Genomic DNA, 18,331 nt, shown 5'->3' with positions numbered 1-18,331 from the left:
TTGATTATGAATCAATTGGATGAGAGTAAAATTTAATATTTAGAATGAAGTAACCGGCATAAAATAATTATCGATTACTTGTCTCATGGTTCTTTTGGTTGACAAAAATTTGCTTAGATTCAGAATATATAATGTTTGGGTCTTAGGAAGTTAAGCACTTACGGAAGTGTGTTAACTTACTGAGATGAATGTTAAAAATAGATACTATTTCCGTTCTCGGATTGGAGAAGCTAAATTCAGACAACTTATTCGCTATTTTGTTTTGGATTTTACCGCTACAAGTACCGCGCAATTGACCGGTATTTCTATCCGATCCGTCAATACGATTTACCTCAAAGTGCGGCAAAAAATTGCCTACTGCTGCGAACTTGAATCGCCGCTTCAAGGTGCTGTGGAAGTTGATGAATCTTATTTTGGCGCGCAGCGTGTCAGAGGCAAAAAAGGTCGAGGCGCTTATGGTAAAACCATTGTCTTTGGCGTTCTGAAACGCCAAGGGAAGGTATATACGGAGATTGTTCCTGATTGCTCCAAAGCCACGTTACAAGCTATTATCCGTGGGCATGTAGCACCCGATACCATCATCCATTCTGATGGCTGGCGCGGATATGACGGGCTGGTCGATATTGGTTTTGATAAGCACTTCAGGGTTTGTCATGGCAACAATGAATTCGCCAGTGGCGAGCGGCATATCAACGGCATTGAATCTTTCTGGAGCTTTGCAAAAAGGCGTTTGGCAAAGTTCAATGGTGTTCCTGAACATACCTTTTATTTGCATTTGAAAGAAACCGAATTTCGTTTTAATCATCGCCGTGATAATCTCTATCATCAGATTCTCAAATTATTACGTTTAAACCCGCTTTAACTTCCTAAGACCCAATGTTTTTATAATTCTCATTACTCGCTACAGGTGACTTTTGGAAGATATGCCGTTGCACATCATGCTGATTGCATTGGTGTTTTTGTTAGTCTTGTCAGGCTTCTTTTCCCTCTCTGAAACCAGTATGATGGCGATTAACCGCTATCGCTTACGGCATCTTGCCAAGCAAGGTCATCGCGGCGCCCGGCTGACCATCAAGCTGCTCGATCATACAGACCGCTTACTGGGTGTCATTCTTCTCGGCAACAATTTACTGAACACCGCTTCCGCAACTTTGGTCGCCATTATTGTTGCGACTCTATTTGCTCACGATGATTTCGCTTTGATTATGGGAACAATCGCTGTGACCTTTGCAATTCTGGTATTCAGCGAGATCACCCCGAAAGTCATTGCCGCCGCTTATCCTGAACGGATTGCCTTAGCCGCCAGCTATGTATTGACACCCTTGCTGATTATTTTCTATCCCATTGTATGGTTCGTTAATTTATTCGTCAGCGGATTGCTAATCCTGTTCCGGTTAAAACCGCAAAAAGGCAGCTTGGAACAGAAGATCAGCACGGAAGAGCTGAAAACACTGGTGCTGGAAGGCGGGCATTTTATACAGCACAAGCATCAAAGCATGCTATTGAACTTGTTTGACCTGGAAACGATCACCGTTGACGATGTCATCGTGCCGCGCAGCCAGATCGAGGCGATAGACCTGAATGCGGATGACGAAATTATTCATACGCAATTGCTGACTTGCCACCACACCCGCCTGCCGCTATATCGTGAACGCCTGGATAATATCGTTGGCATTGTGCATGTGCGCAAGGTATTGAATCAAATGCAGGGAGGAAAAATAACCGCGGCTACGCTTGAAAAAGTGATGCGTGAGCCTTATTTCATTCCTTCCGGAACATCCTTATTTTCGCAACTGCAATTATTCCAGGAAAACCAGAAAAGAGTCGGGCTGGTCGTTGATGAATATGGTGAATGGATGGGACTAGTTACACTGGAAGACATTGTTGAGGAAATCATCGGTGAATTCACCACACAAGCACCCACTCTGGCCAGCACTTTCTCGAAACAAGAAGATGGCAGTTTTATTGTGGAAGGCAGCACCTTGTTGCGCGAATTAAACCGCAAGCTGGGTTTTCAATTTCCATTGGACGGACCGAAAACTTTGAATGGTTTGATCCTGGAGTATTTCGAGGATATTCCGGAAGCCGGAACCGGTCTTAACATTGCCGGTTATCCGATGGAAGTGATTCAAACTAAAAACCGGGTGGTAAAAACTGTTAAAATCTTTCCTGTTGCTACAGCGGCCGAGTTAAAGCATGCCGAGTAGTTAAAAGGACAACGGGTTATTCATGCAGCGCAATCCCTGCAACGATCAGTAAACCGGGTTGGACGGAAATAACAAAAGCGGTTATCCTTGCGCCGCAATTATAACTTGAAGATTTATTCATCAAAGCGCCCATAGCTCAGCTGGATAGAGTACCGCCCTCCGAAGGCGGGGGTCGCACGTTCGAATCGTGTTGGGCGCGCCAAAAAAACTCCTAAATTCGCAACATCAATGCATTTTCGATTAAATCGCTTCGAAAATGATTATTCAGATCCTTTTCCTTGTTTCAAGAATCGTGTGATAAAAATCATTTAAGCAATGTGGTTTTTACTTCTATACTTTTTCTCGCCTTTGAACAAGCTGAAAATTCCTCAATATTTTTATAGTGCTGAGAACATCTTGTAGTTTGTCGAAGCTATGAGTGGTAAGTCGTTTAAATCTTATGTGAATAATAAGAAAGGAGATTCTGAAATGTTTATGAGATTTTTGATCGTTATGACCATTGCCGTTTTAAGCGGTTGTGCCAATTTTAATTCCGTTGGCCGCAGTAGTTCCCTGGGAGGTGGTAGTTATTCGGAAAACGTGGCAATCCACTTGGATGCTCAGCAGCGAGTGGTGCTTTCTAAAGGAAATATGGAAAAAATTTGTTCGGAACCGAGCCCGGACGCGATGGCAGCGTATGCGGCAGCATTAGGTCTGGGGGTGCAAATACCCAGAATTGGCGGCGGATCACTTGCTCAGGGTGGCAGTAGCTCCATCGCTGATATCGGTTTACGTACACAAACGATTACAGTAATGCGTGACGCCCTTTACCGGATTTGCGAAGCATCAATGAATGGAACAATTAATGAATATCATATGCCGCCTTTGTTAGTCAGAGGAATGGACTTGACCGCGGTTGTATTGGCGACCGAGCAGTTGACGGGCGCAGTAGCAGCTAGCCAAGCAGCATTAGTTGCTTCCGCTAAAGCATCCGCGACAGCCTCCGGGTCTGAAATGCTTCGTGCCAACGAACAAGCACTGGATATTGCTAAGACAGATGCTGCGAATGCAAAAGCCGATTATGATACAGCCAAAGGTAAACTTGCTATCCAGGATCAAGTAGTTATTGACAAACAAACTGCAATGAACACAGCAACCGATGAAGCAGCAAAGGCTCAATTAAAGAATGAGCTTGCAATTGAAAAAGCAAATCAAGAATCGCTTCAGAAAGAAGTAGCGGACAAGAAAAAAGCGCAGGAAAAAGCCGATAAATTGGTTGCGGATATTACAGAAACCCGGGAAGGCGTATTGCGGCAAATGAGTACTTCGACCAATGTTGAAACGGGTGGCGATAAAAGCTTTAACAATCCTGGCGGGGTTGGAAAGAGCTTGCATGATAATTCCGAAAAGAATATTGCGGCGGTTGCAACTGCTGTGAAGGAAATGGTTCAGCATGTGCTTGATAAAGATTACTCTGCTGAAGGTTGCTTATCGTTTTATGGAAATGTCCCCCTCGCGAAGTTTAAGAAAGAAACCAAAAATATTGATTTAACTCCGGATGAACAAGCTGCTGTCCTTAAAATAACTAACGAAGTTCATAAAAATTGTAGAGATGGTTTAGGTGAAAAGGCTAAAACAAAAAATCAAATTGAACTTATAAGAGCCAACAATGCTGTCAAAATACTTCAACATGAAGTAGAACTTGAAAAAATAAAAAACGGACCTAAAAAATTACTTGAACTTGAAATTGAAAAGCTGAAGTTAGAAAATGAAAGTAAAAAGCTTGAACTTGAGAAAATGAAGCAAGAAGAGAAGGTTAAAGATAAAAGTGCGGAAAGAACCAAATAAATTTAAGATTTCGGCAGTGTCAAATTTTCGCAATTAGGCTAGAAACCGAGATCTAAGCTAAACAAATCAATTATGGTTGAATTGAATCCAGACAAGTTAATAATTGTCTGGATTCATATTACATCAAAATCTCAATCGAAAAAGCGCACATTCAAATTCGTAATTGGGTGAGTGTTTAGGCAACAAGGTATACTTGTGGCCAATTCAAAAACAGAGTTTGACAAGTGTTTACCGGAATCATAGAAGCTGTAGGCGAAATAATTCAAATCCAACCGCTCAATAATTTGAGTAGTAGTGGTTTATCGGTAATAATCGCTGTCGGCAATTTAGATTTAAACGATGTCAAACTCGGCGACAGCATCGCTGTCAATGGCGTCTGCCTGACGGTTACAGCGTTAACCGGAGACTTGTTTACCGTCGATGTTTCACAAGAAACACTCAATTGCACCCAAGGGCTCGACCGGACCGGTGCTCACGTCAACCTGGAAAAAGCCATGCGCTTGTCCGACCGTCTGGGCGGTCATTTGGTTAGCGGGCATGTGGATGCTGTTGGCACTGTGGTGAAGTTTGAGCCTGCTGGCGAAAGCTTTGTTTTGGTCATTCAGGCGCCGGAATCCATCATGCGGTTTTTAACGCATAAGGGTTCGATTACCGTCAATGGCGTCAGTCTGACGGTCAACCGGATTGAAGGCAATGAGTTTTCAGTCAATCTCATTCCGCATACGTTAGCGATGACGAATCTGAAAGAACTTGCCCCTGGCATGCTGGCGAACCTGGAAACTGATATGCTGGCCCGTTATGTGGCAAGATTATTAAACATTGAAGGTTAGCTGGAGTAGACAGATATGAGTATCAGTGCCATCCAAGACATCATTGCCGATCTTAAAATGGGCAAAATGGTCATCCTGGTTGATGAAGAAGATCGCGAGAATGAAGGCGATCTGGTGCTCGCCGCCGATTTTGTATCACCGGAAGCGATCAACTTCATGGCGACGCATGGGCGCGGCTTGATTTGTTTGACTTTAACCGAGGAACGCTGTCATCAGCTGGATTTGCCCTTGATGGTATCTGCCAATCGTGCCCCGCTGGGAACCAATTTCACACTCTCCATCGAAGCCGCCAGCGGTGTTACGACCGGCATCTCCGCGGCGGATCGCGCACGAACTGTCCAAGTTGCCGTCAAACCCGATGCCAAGCCGCAAGACATCGTGCAGCCCGGCCATATCTTTCCGCTGATGGCGCAAAAAGGTGGCGTGTTGGTACGCGCCGGACATACCGAAGCCGGCTGCGATTTGGCCAGAATGGCTGGTTTGACAGCGGCATCGGTGATTTGCGAGATTTTGAAAGAAGACGGCAGTATGGCGCGATTGCCTGATTTGATGGTGTTCGCGCAGAAGCATCAACTCAAGATCGGCGCGATTGCGGATTTGATTCAATACCGCAGCCAAACCGAAAGCTTGGTGACGCGGGTCGCGCAACGCACGATTCAAACGCTGCACGGTGAATTCCTACTGACGGCCTACCGCGATGAAATTGCCAACACCGCCCATTTGGCCTTGGTCAAAGGTGAAATCAATCCGGCGGCCGAGACATTGGTGCGGGTGCATGAACCATTATCGGTGGTTGATTTGCTCGACATTCATGACAATACGCATTCCTGGAATATCCATGACGCGATGAAATTGATCGCCGAAGCGGGGCAAGGCGTTATCGTGCTGCTGCACCGGAAAGAAAGCCCGGCAAAACTGATTGAACGTGTACAATCGCAGGAAACGCATGTTTCTAGCTCGCTCAAACCGGATTTGCGCGACCATGGTATTGGCGCGCAAATATTGAAAGACCTCAATGTAGGAAAAATGCGGTTAATGGCGGCGCCCAGAAAAATGCCCAGCATGACGGGATTTGGTCTGGAAGTAACACGGTATGTGGAAAAATAAAAACCATGATTCTCCATTCCCGGCGATCACGCCGCCATTGCGACTAATTAACATAACAGGAGCCGGATATGCCGTACTATGATGAAATACTTGAATTTGAGCCTAATCTGGATGGATCGGATTTGCGCATCGGCATTGTCATGAGCCGTTTTAACATCGATATCGGCGAAGGTCTGCTCGGTGCCTGTACGGCGGAACTCAAAAAAAATGGCGTGCTGGATTCCAATATCCTGATCGCGACGGTTCCTGGCGCATTGGAAATTCCATTGACACTGAAAAGAATGGCCATGTCCGATCAATTCGACGCGCTGATTGCTTTAGGCGCCGTGATTCGCGGCGACACGTATCATTTTGAAATAGTGGCCAACGAGTCGGCCCGCGGCATCCTGATGGTGCAATTGGAAGCGGAAATTCCCGTGGCCAATGGTGTATTGACCACCGATAACGATGACCAGGCGATTGCCCGGATGAGCACCAAAGGCACCGAGTCCGCGCAGGTTGCGCTGGAAATGGCCAATTTGCATATTAAAATTGATGAAATCGATTTATGAACAGCGCCGTGACAGAAACTGATCCATCCATCGGCGGCAAAACGGAAAAATACAAAAGCCGCCGCCGGATAGCGCGCGAATTTGCCGTGCAGGGCATCTATCAATGGCAAGTTGCTGGCGGTTCGGCCAGCTTTATCGAGCAGCAATTACGCGAATCCGACGAATTCAAACATGTCGACGACAAGCATTTTGTGCATGTGCTGCATGGCGTGGTACAGCATGCCGAGGAATTGGAAAAAATCATCCAGCCGCATTTGGATCGCACTCTGAATGAACTCAGCCCGGTAGAGTCGGCGATTTTGCTGCTGAGCACTTTTGAGTTGATTCATCACCCGGAAATCCCCTATCGCGCCATCATCAACGAAGCCATTGAACTGGCCAGAACATTCGGCGGCAGCGACGGCTATAAGTATGTCAATGGCGTGCTGGATAAACTGGCCATTCAGTTGCGTGCCGTTGAAAGCTCGGCACCCAGACCGGTAAAAAACCGCCTCTAGTATCACACCCGCGTGGCCTCGGAATTCGATATCATCCGCCGCTATTTCAAGCGGCCTGTAACGAATGCAGTACTCGGAGCCGGTGACGACGCGGCACTCATCAGTGTACCGGCCGGAGCCGAATTGGCGATATCGACCGACACGCTGGTCAGCGGCAGGCATTTCTTTGCCGATGCCGATCCTTACCGGCTCGGCTACAAATCCCTGGCGGTTAATCTGTCCGACATGGCCGCCATGGGGGCCAAACCGCGCTGGGCATTACTGGCGCTGACACTACCGGAAGAGTTAGTAAACCAGAATACAACATGGTTAGCAGAATTCAGCCAAGGCTTTTTCACGCTCGCTGACCGCTATCATGTGGAATTAATCGGTGGCGATACCACCGCCGGGCCATTGAATATCGGTATACAAATCATCGGTGAGGTTGCAGCCGGGAAAGCGTTACGCCGCAGCGGCGCGCAAACTGGCGATGACATCTGGGTTTCCGGCAAGCTGGGCGATGCCGCTTTGGCGTTGCGACATGAATTACAACAGATCGTTTTAGAACCTGAAGAAATCGCGCAGTGCTTGCCGTCGTTATTGACGCCGGTGGCCAGGGTCGAGCTAGGGCAACGCCTGACCGGCCTGGCGCATAGCGCCATCGACATCTCCGATGGTTTGGCAGCGGATTTGGGGCATATTCTGGTTGCCTCAGAAAAAGCCGCTGGTATTAATATGACTGACATACCTTGTTCAGCGGTAGTAAAAAAATACCGGCAACAATCAATCGTCATCGATTGTCTGCTGGCGGGCGGGGATGATTACGAGTTATGCTTTACGGCAGCTAAAACAAAGCGCCGGGAAATTGAAAAACTGTCCGGCGAATTATCTCTGCCGCTCGCCCGTATCGGCGAAATTTATTCCGGCGCGGGATTGACGGTAAAAGATGCGCAAGGCAATGCAATGACATTGGATAGCAAAGGATATGACCACTTCAACACCTGAAATTGACAATTCACCCAATCCTCCAGCGCCGCAATTCCAGCCGAATGCGGATTTTGTCTACAGCCATGCCGTTCCTTTCATTGCATTCTCCGGCGGCGCGGGACTCAGTCCGTTTGCGCCCGGCACGGTGGGAACACTCGTTGCCTTTCCGTTATTCTGGTTATTCGATCATTATCTGAGTCCGGTTTATTTTCTCTTGCTGATCGACATCATGTTTATTGCCGGCATCTGGGCGTGCGGTCTGTGCGGCAAAGCGCTGGGCGACCCGGATCATGGCGGCATGGTCTGGGATGAAACCGTAGCGTTTCTGCTGGTGCTGTATTTCACCCCCGATCATTGGGCCTGGCAATTGGCGGCATTCGCATTGTTTCGCCTGTTTGACATCGCCAAACCCCAGCCGATCCGGTATTACGATCAACAGCTGAAAGGCGGGTTTGGCGTCATGTTCGATGACATGGTGGCCGCTTTCTTTACGCTCCTGTGTCTAGCCGGATGGAAAGCCTGGGTTTTGTCCGGAACCTATTTTTAGCAGCACCGGTTTAACCTGCCTTTTGCGCCGTAGCGTGCTTCCTGACGTTCGCGGAAGAATTCCTCGTAAGTCATGATGGACTGATTGGGATGAGTGCTTTTCATATGCTCGACATACGTGCTGTATTCCGGCATGCCGACCATCAATCGCAAACTTTGTGAGAAATGGCGCAAAGTCAGAGTAATTTTGTTATACATGGTTAATCTCCATTATTTATTGTTGTTTGCCGCGTAAATGGGCAATAATTCAAACGGCGCTTCCTGTGCGGTGGGATGCCGGACGATGCGCGCTTGCAGCACGGTCCGGACGCCAAACACCAGCATGCTGATCAACACGGCCATGAATAGGCCGGCCAGCGAGGTATTCACGTAGTCATTGAAAATCACCTGCTGCATCTGTTCGATGGACTTGGCCGGTGCTAACACGATGCCTTGCGCCACCGCTTCCTGGTATTTTTCCGCATGGGCGAGAAATCCGATGCGCGGGTTGTCGTGGAAAATCTTTTGCCATGCCGCCGTCAACGTGCAAACGCTGACCCACACCACCGGAATGGCGGTCACCCAGGCAAAGCGATCCTGTTTCATTTTGAACAACACGCAGGTTGCCAGAATCAATGCGATCCCCGCCAGCATCTGGTTCGCGATACCGAACAACGGCCACAGTGTATTAATACCCCCCAGCGGATCGATAACCCCCTGGTACAGAAAGTATCCCCAGCCAGCGACGCACAGCCCGGTGGCAACCAGACTGGCAACGACTGAGTCGGTGCGTTTCATGGCAGGAACAAACGATCCCAGCAAATCCTGCAACATGAAACGTCCGGCGCGTGTTCCGGCATCGACTGCGGTCAGTATGAATAACGCTTCAAACAAAATCGCGAAGTGGTACCAGAAAGCCATCATGGCCGTGCCGCCGATCACTTCCGACAAAATCTGCGCCATGCCGACCGCCAGCGTCGGTGCGCCGCCGGTGCGCGAAATGATGCTATGTTCGCCGACATTCTGTGCGGTCTGATGAATCATTTCCGGTGTCACATAAAATCCCCATTGGGTGATCGTTTGCGTCGCCGATTCTGCGGTGGTGCCGATGATGGCCGCCGGACTGTTCATGGCGAAATAGATACCAGGTTCCAAGGTTGCCGCAGCAACCAATGCCATAATGGCAACGAATGACTCCATCAGCATTGCGCCGTAACCGATGAAGCGCGCATCCATTTCCGACGAAATCATCTTAGGCGTGGTGCCCGAAGCAATCAGTGAATGAAAGCCGGAAATCGCGCCGCAAGCTACCGTCACAAACAAAAAAGGAAATAAATCGCCCGACCAGACCGGGCCGGAGCCATCGATAAACTGTGTCAATGCAGGCATTTTCAGTTCTGGTGAAATCACAATAACACCGATGGCCAAGCCCACGATGGTGCCGATCTTCAAGAAAGTCGACAAGTAATCGCGCGGTGCGAGCAACAGCCAGACCGGCAGAACCGCGGCGATAAAGCCATAACCGATCAACAACCAGGTCAATTGCTCGCCGCTCAACGTGAACATCGCCCCCCACTCGGGATCTTCCTGCACATATTGCCCGGCAACGATAGATAACATGAGCAGCACAAAACCAATGATCGACACTTCACCGATGGCGCAGGGACGGAAATAACGTGCGTAAATCCCCATGAACAACGCAATCGGAATGGTCGCCGCCACCGTAAACGTGCCCCACGGCGATTCGGCCAGTGCCTTAACCACGATCAAGGATAATACCGCCAGCAAAATGAGCATGATGAAGAATGTGCCAAACATGGCAATCATGCCGGGCAATTGACCCAGCTCGGATTTGATCAGATCTCCGAGCGAGCGGCCATTACGTCGCGTGGAAATGAACAGCACGATAAAATCCTGCACCGCACCGGCAAATACCACACCGGCCAACAGCCACAACATGCCTGGCAAATAACCCATCTGCGCCGCTAGGATTGGTCCCACCAGCGGCCCCGCCCCGGCAATCGCCGCGAAATGATGCCCGAACAGCACATACTTATTGGTCGGCACATGATCAAGGCCGTCGTTATGCTTATACGCTGGTGTCATACGCCTTTCATCCAGCTTTAACACCCGGTTCGCGATGAACAAACTGTAAAAACGGAAAGCGATGAGATAAACGCACACCGCCGCGATGACGATCCAGATCGCGCCGATCGATTCACCGCGATTCAGGGCAATGACCGCGAGAGCGGAAGCTCCGGCGAGAGACAGAGCTATCCAGACAAGATATTTTATTAACAGATTCATAAAGGTTCCTAGTAGAAAAACTGTTCTTATTTTACTGAGAATTGCGAAACCGCGTCATTCTGATCGAATGTGACCGCCAGTTTCTTAACACTGTAAGAATTAATATTTTAAGGCGCTGGTGATTTGCCAAAATTTTGCACCTAAGATTATCCAGATTGCGCTTTTAAACGCTAGAGGTGGAAAGTCACACTAACTTGGATGAAGTATTTGAATTAAGATGAAGGCGGATCAAGCGGATTCCAGCGTTGGAATTGAAATGCAATTGCACCATGTTGTTGCGGTGCGCATCAAACCCGGTGAAAACGAATTCCTAGGTTTGATGCGATCGAGCACGGCAGCTAGTGATCGGTGACAGCTTGGCGGAATATCGCATTATTGCAGCCCGCCGCACACTAAAAATCTCCGGAAAAACCGGAGCGGCTCAGAATTCGCTGCCTCGACTGTTATCGACATCTTCTGGACTCACCAGACTGCCGCGATTTCCCCATGCGTTCCTGATATAAGACACAACTTGGGCAATCTCAGCATCGCGAATGAAATGCTGATACGGTGGCATGCCATGGGGTCTCGGATTACCAGCCGTGGCAGGGGGATATCCGCCATACAGCACGTTGCGGATAGTGTTCAGCGAGGGGCTCATGGTCACATTGCGGTTTCCAGCCAGCGGAGGATATATTTTCGGTATGCCTTCGCCTGATTGGCCGTGACAGTCCTGACAGTGTTTTTCATATACTTCTTGCCCGAGTGCTAGATATTGGCGCACCTGTTCCGGCATTTTGCGAGCTTTCCGGGGTGCCTTGGCGTCGCCTTTTTTCTCGCCCAGGGATTGAAGGTAAACCGCTATCGAACGGATATCATAGTCCGACAGATATTGCAGACTTTGCCGGACAATCGTGGCCATAGAGCCGGAAGTCACGGCATGGCTGTTTATCCCAGTGGACAGCAGTTCGGCAATATCCTCGACCGGCCATTCACCCACTCCGGCTTCCAGCGGAGATATCAAAGAGGGTGCATACCAGTAGGTACCCATGATTTTACCGCCGGACAGTTTATCATCCTGACTTGCTCCCAATACATTACGGGAGGTGTGGCAGGCGGTGCAGTGTCCAAGTCCCTGAACCAGATAACTACCCCGGTTCCACTCATCGCTTTTCGATTTATCCGGCTGATAAACACCTTCCTTGAAGTATTGAGTTCGCCAAAGAAACAGGAGAAACTGATTATCGTAAGGTGAACTGATCTTGTGGGGTGGATTGGTCTGTGCGACAGGCGGAAGTGAGCGTAAATACGCGAAAATCGCATCGGCATCCGGCCGGGTAACCTTGGTATATTCGGTATATGGAAAAGCCGGGTACAAATAGCGGCCATCCTTCGACTTTCCGTAATGCAGTGCCTGCCAGAAATCATCGCTGTTCCAGCGGCCGATTCCGGTTTCGTTATCCGGCGTGATGTTCGGTGTGACGAATTGACCGAAAGGCGTATTCAGCTTGCGCCCGCCCGCGTAAGGTTCGCCGCCGCGCGTGGTATGGCACCCCATGCAATTGCCTGCCCGGGCAAGATATTCGCCGCGCCGGACTTGCTCCGTATCGGAGTCAGCCGGTGTCTGAGCCGATGCAGTTTGCACCAGGGATAGCAGCAAACCACCCGCAACCCAAGCGATAATTGGCCACTTGCTCATAAACTCTGCTCCGCTTGAATTTCTCATTGTGTCACTTCCTTTCCGGACAAAATAGTCCGGCAACGCTGCGCCAATTCCGGAGTAAGTGCATCCGCTCCGGCGGATTGCTCCGATACCGGCTGCCCGGGCAGCCACTGCACCAGCGCATTAACTTCTTCCTGAGTCAGTTTCTTGGCTATTTCCGACATGCAATCCGGTACCTGGCCGCGCATGATTCCGCCATTGCGCCAGCCGCCGAACTGTGCCGCCAGATAGGCATGCGGCAAGCCCAGCAGGCCGGGAATGGCCGGTTGCACGCCCATCAGTTTTTCGCCATGACAAGCACCGCATGCCGGAAGATCGCGTCCGGGGTCGCCGGAATACATCAGTGTTTCCACGGATTTGATTTCATCCGGTGTCAGTGCGGGCACTACCGGCTCCAGATAAGCGTAGGGTTGGGCAGCAAAATAATCCGCGATTTCCCGCATGTACTCATCCGACATGTTTTCGAGCAAAATGGCCATCGGCTGATAATAGCGCCGCCCATCGCGAAAATTACGCAATTGATTAAAGAGATAACCAGCCGGTTTGCCCGCAATACGCGGGAAATAGGCATCCCGGTCTATCCGGTCGGCATCTCTGTGGCAGATGATGCAGGGTTTTACCCGCTCTTCGAGGGTATCGGATAGTCCGGATGATGACGGCTCGGCAGCACTTGCCAAGCCGGGAATCATCGCTAACAAGATAAAAGCAAAAAACTTCATTGACGTGGGTCCATGAAAAAAATTAAAACACCGGTAAATCTTCAGAATGTTTTCCTGAAGTTCCGTATTGGCGTCACACTGTCTTGTGGAACGAGCGGGTAAAACTATCAGCCATTCCGGCAGCCGACGTGCAGAATTGCGGCACAGTATTGCAGTGTATATCACTACCTGCAATCCAGACAACCGGGTGATATCCCTCCAGAAAACCTGGGGATACGCTGAGAGACTACTATGTTGGGGGATGCTGCTTTGAAATCAAATTCAAAACGTTTATTGATCACTCGCAAACGGTATGCTATTTCGTCTGATTTTGCCTTCTGATCGTCGCATTAACTTTGCGGTGTTTGAGGTGACTGAGCGCCACCTCTTGCCGCAACTTGTTACTAATGACATTCTCCGGCAGGAAAAACTGCAACGATTGTCATCTGGTTGAGAACACTTCTTAACGCGATTTGGGGCTCTGTACGCGGAAGTTAAGGGTATCTTTCATTCCTTGGCTGCAGGAGTTTCCTGAACATCAATCAGTTCAAATTTGTTATCGCCAAGATATTTGAGTCTTGCTTGGTAATATGAGCCCAGTGCTTTGACTCGTTGGATAGTTAACATTCCTGTTTCCGCGACGAAAACGGAGTTGTCTCTCAGGTCTGCAGCTGCCGAGACTGCCAATTCAAACTTATCTTGCGTAAGCCCGCGATTAAAAACGATTGCGATAGGAGAAGCGGCAATAGCAACCGAAGTATCGCTGTTGGCTTTAGATTCGAATAATTTGAGTTCGATGCGATATGCGCCGGTACTGCCACCCAAAGTATTGGATGCATTGAAAATAGACATGCTTAAGTGATCGTGCAATCCGCCATCGCTGCCAATTTCCCCGATAACCCCTGGAATACTGCTTGTGCCATCGGCGTGATACGAAATGATATTATCAAGCGCGTCGGTGATCTCGATCCGCTCTCCATTTGGTATTGCCGGACTCCATTCGGTGCCATTCCAGAATAATAATTTACCGACAGGCTGAAAACGCAGCCAGTTGCCAGGGGTAAATGCGCCTTTTTCTATGTGAACATCAAACCCTGGTTCATCTGTTGCATATGATCCTCCGCCGATATCACCAAAATCAGGCTCGAATAAATTGCTGTTGACGAATATTTCGGCACCGATTTTCCAAGGTTGTATGTCACTCTCATGATGATGCTCAACCGCGCTAGCGGATGAAAAGAACCCGCTAGCAACTACAGTTACTAACCCAAAAAGTATTTTTTTAAACATGATCAAGCCTCTTAAATTTTTTAAATTACTGTTTTTATTGATACGTGCTGCAAAATTAATTCTGTCGTTATCCTCCTGGCAAAATCGCCCTTACTTAAAAATTGTGTCAATTTCTTCAAAGTATTCCAGCCGGAACTTCGAATCCCCTATGTTGCGCAGGATCGCTTTATAATTTTTTTCATTAATATAGACTGAAGGGATTTCCAGAATTGCCGCTTCAATGTCATAACGTGCGGGTATGGCATAGCGTGATATATCCAACTGCGCCGAATTCAGCTCGAATAAGCTGTTATCCTTTAATTGCAACTGCGCCCGATAATGCAATTTACCCACTTGAACATCGTTCAAGTCCAATAGACTGTTCTTTTCATCGTAGACCGCCGCCACATTCAAAACGGTGGCGGGAGCCAATACCGGAATGTTGCACAGCCTCAGCGTGCATAATTGTTTAGCCAGAAATGCGTCGGTGCGATTAATAACACCGTCACGATTGACGTCGAGCATGGCATTGCTGGATCGCACCGGCTCATTGTTTTGTGCGGCCAGTAAAATCAACGCTACATCGAGTCGATCTACATCGCCATCGAAATCAACGTCACCCGGAATGGATACAGGAATGACCGGTTGTGGTGGATCCGGATCAGGCGCTACGATGCCGCCAGTAAGCGCTAACAATGCTGCGGCGAATTCATCTTCACGCAAGCCCGCGTTGAATAAAATGAAAAACGGTGCTGAAGGAAAGTAACGGGCATTGGAGATCAGTTGCATTTCGATGAGATAAGCACCTGCGGGGCCGCCTATTTCACCTTTCTGGTTTTCCAGGAAGAAACTCAGATGCGTATGCAATACACCATTGCTTCCCGTAATATCTACAACCAGCTCCGGATTGCCCAAGATACCATTGGCAGAAAAAATGGTGCTGCCATCACTACCGAAGATTCCGTCGCTGAAGCATATTAACTGACCGGCACATTGGGATAGATCATTGATTATGTCAGCACTTGCTTCCAGTCCGCCAAACAGTCTGATTTGTGTGCCTTCGGGCGGTTTTCCCCAAGAAGATAAAACCGGGTCCCAGTATTTGAGGGCTCCCAGCGCCCGATAACTCAGCAATTCATTCGGTAGCAATGCATTTTGAATTGACTGGAATCCTGGGTTTTTAGTTTTGAAATCCCCGCCCGGCAGATCTTGAAAATCGGCTGGAAAAATCAGTTTCCCGGTAACAGCTTCTATCGGCAATGTACCCGCTGGTAAATGCAATACTTCGGCTAATCCGTCCAGATCGCAACCTACCGCGCCGGGTGTGCGGCAATAGCCTGTAAACAGAGCATTGCCTTGCCCCCAGACTTCGACATCCAGATGCACGGCAAAAGCTTGCCGGCCGGATAGTAAAACAATGGAGAGTAGATAAAAGCAAAGATAAGTTTTACCGGCTGATGTTTTCAATATAACGATTCCCTGTCGAGATTCCGGATTGTGGCCAGTTTTAGAATGTGGCGCGCGCGCCCAAGATGAAACTTCGTCCCGGTTCCGGTGCAAAATTCCGCAAAAAAGAAACCGAGTTACGTATTTCCTCGTTCAGCAGATTGTGCCCTTTGGCGAATAGCCATAAATTGCCCCATTTGCTCGTTGTGATTTGATAATCTGCCGTTGCGATCAATAAATGGTAGCTATCAGTGGGTGTTTCGTTTTTTCCCGGATAATGTTGCGCTTCAGCCCGGGTATACCTTACGGAGGTATTCCAGGTGGAGTTGCCGTAGCCCAGTTCAGCGCCGTAACGAAGCGGCGGCATACGCGGCACATCGTCGCGGTCGCCAGTGACAAAACGGCCGCGTACATAATCGGAAAATAAACTGAGCAGCAAATTGCCTTGTGGCATTTCATAAAGCGTTGCGTCAATCCTGGATTCGAAGCCGATGAACTCAGCATGCCGTTGATCATAGGCGAGGATCGATACACATTCCGCTTCACTGACACAGCGCTGACGAATTACCTCGTTGTCAATCTCATACACCAAACCGGTATTCCGCAGGTAGATAAAATCGTCAGTGCGGTTGTAGTAACCGTTAGCTCGCGCGCTGATACGTCCTGATTTCCATTCCATTCCTAAATCGGCCATATTCACGGTCTCATTCTTGAGCTGCACATTGCCAATTTCAAAACTGCGAGTCGACAAATGCGGCCCAAGTGCCAGTAGTTCCTGGATATCCGGCGGGCGCTTTCCGCGATTTAAGGTCAGCGTCAATGCGGTATCTGTCCGCGGATTCCATTGCAGTGCCGAGGAGGCGGACAGTGCCTGGTAGTCAAGTGAGCCGGGTAATGGTACTGGCGGCAGGGCGCTGCCGCGTAGTCTCAATTCGTTTACACTGGGATCGATATGCGCGTGTTCAAAGCGGAGCCCGCCACGCAAGATCCAATTATTCCAGGCGTAATCTTGCGTCGTGTATAAGCCCAACGACTGTTGTTTGGTGCGAGGTGCAAACGTTTCTACACCCAGCGCGGAAAAATTGCGATGTATCCAGTGCGCGCCAAAGGTGCCGGTTAGATTCGGAAACGCATGATGACGTACTTCAACACGCCCTTCACCGACATCGTTTTTGAACTTTGTGAAAGGGGACCCGCCTTCCATCTCAGTATGCCCATAGTCGACCAAACCATAGCGGAAACTGACACTTTCAATGCCGCGTGCTGGCTCGTACCACTCAGACTTAAAGTCATAGCGGGTTTGCTGCATGTTAAGGCGAATATTGGGAAACAATGCTTGAGGACCGAAGATATCTTCAAACCCTCTCAAATCATTCAGTTTAGGCAGGATTGTTTCCAAACCATTCAGGTGATTGGGGTCCAGATGATGACTGCCTTTGGGCACGCCGTAGCGATTATCCGTGTGGCTGACCGACATGCCCGCCATGATGTTATGGCCAAGCCATGATATACCGGCAAAACCGCCGATTCCTCTGCTATTGGTATTGGGGATTGTGCCACTGACATTTTGTATCTCTGATAGACCGAATTGTTGTTCTACCAAAGCTTCGTCAATTGCTTTTCCTGGAATTTGAGTATTACCCCGTTTGCGAAAGAAACCGCCCAGATTGAATGCCAGCCGGTCTTTTCCCAGATTCAATTTGAAGGCCGAATTTGTGCCGTCTCCGTTAGTGTCATAGCGGTTCTCGACAGAGCCGCTGATGGGTTTCGTGGTGCGCTTTCCGGGTATGCGATGATCGTTAACATCCACAACACCGCCGATTGCGTTGCCGCCATAACGAACGATTTCCGGGCCTCGCATGATTCTGATTTCTTCGGCAAATAAGGGATCAATCGCCACGGCATGATCCGGGCTCAAGCTGGTGGCATCATGCGTGCCAATACCGTTTTGTAAAATGCGCACCCGCGATCCGGTTAAGCCACGGATCACCGGAATACCTACTCCGGGGCCAAAAGAAGCATTGCTAACACCGAGTTCCTCGTTTAAGGTCTGCCCCAGTGTATTGCCTTGCTGCAAGCGTAGTGAACGGCCTTTCAGTGTACTGGTATTGGGCTGGGAGGGTTGATCCGGTGTGACACCGATAATGTTTATCGGTGTCATTTGAACAGCGGAATTGTGCTCGTTGTTTTCAGACCTAACTTTGGTTGCTGCCGAATCCCCGGCAACTTGTTCCGCTATTACTTTGTCCATTGCACTCATCGTCATTGCCAAAATCATGCTGGCCGCTATTTGCCGCGCGGAATGGAACATATTGGACTGTCTGTTGGCATTTGAAGAATTTTTACGATTAACCACTCGTCATTCAACCTGCTTAATTTTTGCGAATGCATGCTGGTCA

At 49.0% G+C, this 18,331-nt stretch carries 16 protein-coding genes and 1 tRNA gene; 10 read left to right on the top strand and 7 right to left on the bottom strand.

Translation table 11 applies throughout. From position 1 onward, the window contains the following. The first annotated feature begins 184 nt into the window (after positions 1 to 184). The 10 genes from R2083_RS14640 to R2083_RS14595 all read left to right on the top strand — a co-directional run bounded on the left by R2083_RS14640 (position 185) and on the right by R2083_RS14595 (position 8,532). The gene (locus tag R2083_RS14640; protein ID WP_317537134.1) at positions 185 to 862 is read left to right on the top strand and encodes an IS1595 family transposase; all 678 of its coding nucleotides are present in this window, start codon (positions 185 to 187) and stop codon (positions 860 to 862) included. Positions 863 to 923: 61 nt separating this feature from the next. Then, on the top strand, positions 924 to 2,207 hold the full coding sequence (locus tag R2083_RS14635) for an HlyC/CorC family transporter (RefSeq protein WP_317538896.1): 1,284 nt from the start codon (positions 924 to 926) through the stop codon (positions 2,205 to 2,207). Between the two features lie 125 nt (positions 2,208 to 2,332). Further along, a tRNA-Arg gene (locus R2083_RS14630) sits at positions 2,333 to 2,409 on the top strand. Positions 2,410 to 2,675: 266 nt separating this feature from the next. After that, on the top strand, positions 2,676 to 4,034 hold the full coding sequence (locus R2083_RS14625) for a hypothetical protein (RefSeq protein WP_317538895.1): 1,359 nt from the start codon (positions 2,676 to 2,678) through the stop codon (positions 4,032 to 4,034). Between the two features lie 224 nt (positions 4,035 to 4,258). Continuing rightward, the gene (locus tag R2083_RS14620) at positions 4,259 to 4,864 is read left to right on the top strand and encodes a riboflavin synthase (RefSeq protein WP_317538894.1); all 606 of its coding nucleotides are present in this window, start codon (positions 4,259 to 4,261) and stop codon (positions 4,862 to 4,864) included. A gap of 15 nt (positions 4,865 to 4,879) precedes the next feature. After that, the gene (gene ribBA / locus R2083_RS14615; protein ID WP_317538893.1) at positions 4,880 to 5,971 is read left to right on the top strand and encodes a bifunctional 3,4-dihydroxy-2-butanone-4-phosphate synthase/GTP cyclohydrolase II; all 1,092 of its coding nucleotides are present in this window, start codon (positions 4,880 to 4,882) and stop codon (positions 5,969 to 5,971) included. Between the two features lie 68 nt (positions 5,972 to 6,039). After that, a complete protein-coding gene (gene ribH / locus R2083_RS14610) occupies positions 6,040 to 6,522 on the top strand; it encodes a 6,7-dimethyl-8-ribityllumazine synthase (RefSeq protein WP_132426948.1) in 483 nt (160 codons plus the stop codon). Beyond that, entirely contained in the window at positions 6,519 to 7,019 is a 501-nt protein-coding gene (gene nusB / locus R2083_RS14605; RefSeq protein ID WP_317531946.1) for a transcription antitermination factor NusB, read from the top strand. The genes ribH and nusB overlap by 4 nt, the downstream gene beginning before the upstream one ends. A 12-nt stretch (positions 7,020 to 7,031) precedes the next feature. Beyond that, a complete protein-coding gene (thiL, locus tag R2083_RS14600) occupies positions 7,032 to 8,003 on the top strand; it encodes a thiamine-phosphate kinase (protein ID WP_317538892.1) in 972 nt (323 codons plus the stop codon). After that, positions 7,984 to 8,532, top strand: a complete 549-nt coding sequence (locus R2083_RS14595) for a phosphatidylglycerophosphatase A (RefSeq protein WP_317538891.1) — start codon at positions 7,984 to 7,986, stop codon at positions 8,530 to 8,532. The genes thiL and R2083_RS14595 overlap by 20 nt, the downstream gene beginning before the upstream one ends. Here the strand turns inward: R2083_RS14595 and R2083_RS14590 are convergent. From R2083_RS14590 to R2083_RS14560, 7 genes are all read right to left on the bottom strand, one after another. Further along, a complete protein-coding gene (locus R2083_RS14590; protein ID WP_317538890.1) occupies positions 8,529 to 8,729 on the bottom strand; it encodes a YbdD/YjiX family protein in 201 nt (66 codons plus the stop codon). The two genes, R2083_RS14595 and R2083_RS14590, sit on opposite strands and share 4 nt — an antisense overlap. Positions 8,730 to 8,741: 12 nt before the next feature. Next, entirely contained in the window at positions 8,742 to 10,817 is a 2,076-nt protein-coding gene (locus R2083_RS14585) for a carbon starvation CstA family protein (RefSeq protein WP_317538889.1), read from the bottom strand. 421 nt (positions 10,818 to 11,238) lie between these two features. Beyond that, entirely contained in the window at positions 11,239 to 12,495 is a 1,257-nt protein-coding gene (locus tag R2083_RS14580) for a cytochrome c (RefSeq protein ID WP_317538888.1), read from the bottom strand. A gap of 23 nt (positions 12,496 to 12,518) precedes the next feature. Beyond that, complete coding sequence (locus R2083_RS14575) at positions 12,519 to 13,238, bottom strand: cytochrome c4 (protein ID WP_317531940.1); 720 nt, start codon at positions 13,236 to 13,238, stop codon at positions 12,519 to 12,521. A 486-nt stretch (positions 13,239 to 13,724) separates the two neighbouring features. Then, positions 13,725 to 14,507, bottom strand: coding sequence for a hypothetical protein (locus R2083_RS14570; protein ID WP_317538887.1), 783 nt, complete (start codon positions 14,505 to 14,507; stop codon positions 13,725 to 13,727). A 90-nt stretch (positions 14,508 to 14,597) separates the two neighbouring features. Further along, positions 14,598 to 15,953, bottom strand: a complete 1,356-nt coding sequence (locus R2083_RS14565) for a dockerin type I domain-containing protein (protein WP_317531938.1) — start codon at positions 15,951 to 15,953, stop codon at positions 14,598 to 14,600. Positions 15,954 to 15,993: 40 nt separating this feature from the next. Beyond that, positions 15,994 to 18,243, bottom strand: a complete 2,250-nt coding sequence (locus tag R2083_RS14560) for a TonB-dependent receptor (protein ID WP_317538886.1) — start codon at positions 18,241 to 18,243, stop codon at positions 15,994 to 15,996. Between the last annotated feature and the right edge of the window lie 88 nt (positions 18,244 to 18,331).

This window comes from Nitrosomonas sp. Is35 (assembly GCF_033063295.1).
Taxonomy (GTDB): Bacteria; Pseudomonadota; Gammaproteobacteria; order Burkholderiales; family Nitrosomonadaceae; genus Nitrosomonas.
Note: the sequence above shows the minus strand (reverse complement) of the source record. Positions and strands in the feature narration are given on the sequence as shown.

Coding starts and splice junctions, on each gene's coding strand:
- R2083_RS14640 (WP_317537134.1), top strand. CDS start 185: ATGAATGTTAAAAATAGATACTATTTCCGTTCTCGGATTGGAGAAGCT.
- R2083_RS14635 (WP_317538896.1), top strand. CDS start 924: ATGCCGTTGCACATCATGCTGATTGCATTGGTGTTTTTGTTAGTCTTG.
- R2083_RS14625 (WP_317538895.1), top strand. CDS start 2,676: ATGTTTATGAGATTTTTGATCGTTATGACCATTGCCGTTTTAAGCGGT.
- ribBA (WP_317538893.1), top strand. CDS start 4,880: ATGAGTATCAGTGCCATCCAAGACATCATTGCCGATCTTAAAATGGGC.
- ribH (WP_132426948.1), top strand. CDS start 6,040: ATGCCGTACTATGATGAAATACTTGAATTTGAGCCTAATCTGGATGGA.
- nusB (WP_317531946.1), top strand. CDS start 6,519: ATGAACAGCGCCGTGACAGAAACTGATCCATCCATCGGCGGCAAAACG.
- R2083_RS14595 (WP_317538891.1), top strand. CDS start 7,984: ATGACCACTTCAACACCTGAAATTGACAATTCACCCAATCCTCCAGCG.
- R2083_RS14590 (WP_317538890.1), bottom strand. CDS start 8,729: ATGTATAACAAAATTACTCTGACTTTGCGCCATTTCTCACAAAGTTTG.
- R2083_RS14585 (WP_317538889.1), bottom strand. CDS start 10,817: ATGAATCTGTTAATAAAATATCTTGTCTGGATAGCTCTGTCTCTCGCC.
- R2083_RS14580 (WP_317538888.1), bottom strand. CDS start 12,495: ATGAGCAAGTGGCCAATTATCGCTTGGGTTGCGGGTGGTTTGCTGCTA.
- R2083_RS14575 (WP_317531940.1), bottom strand. CDS start 13,238: ATGAAGTTTTTTGCTTTTATCTTGTTAGCGATGATTCCCGGCTTGGCA.
- R2083_RS14570 (WP_317538887.1), bottom strand. CDS start 14,507: ATGTTTAAAAAAATACTTTTTGGGTTAGTAACTGTAGTTGCTAGCGGG.
- R2083_RS14560 (WP_317538886.1), bottom strand. CDS start 18,243: ATGTTCCATTCCGCGCGGCAAATAGCGGCCAGCATGATTTTGGCAATG.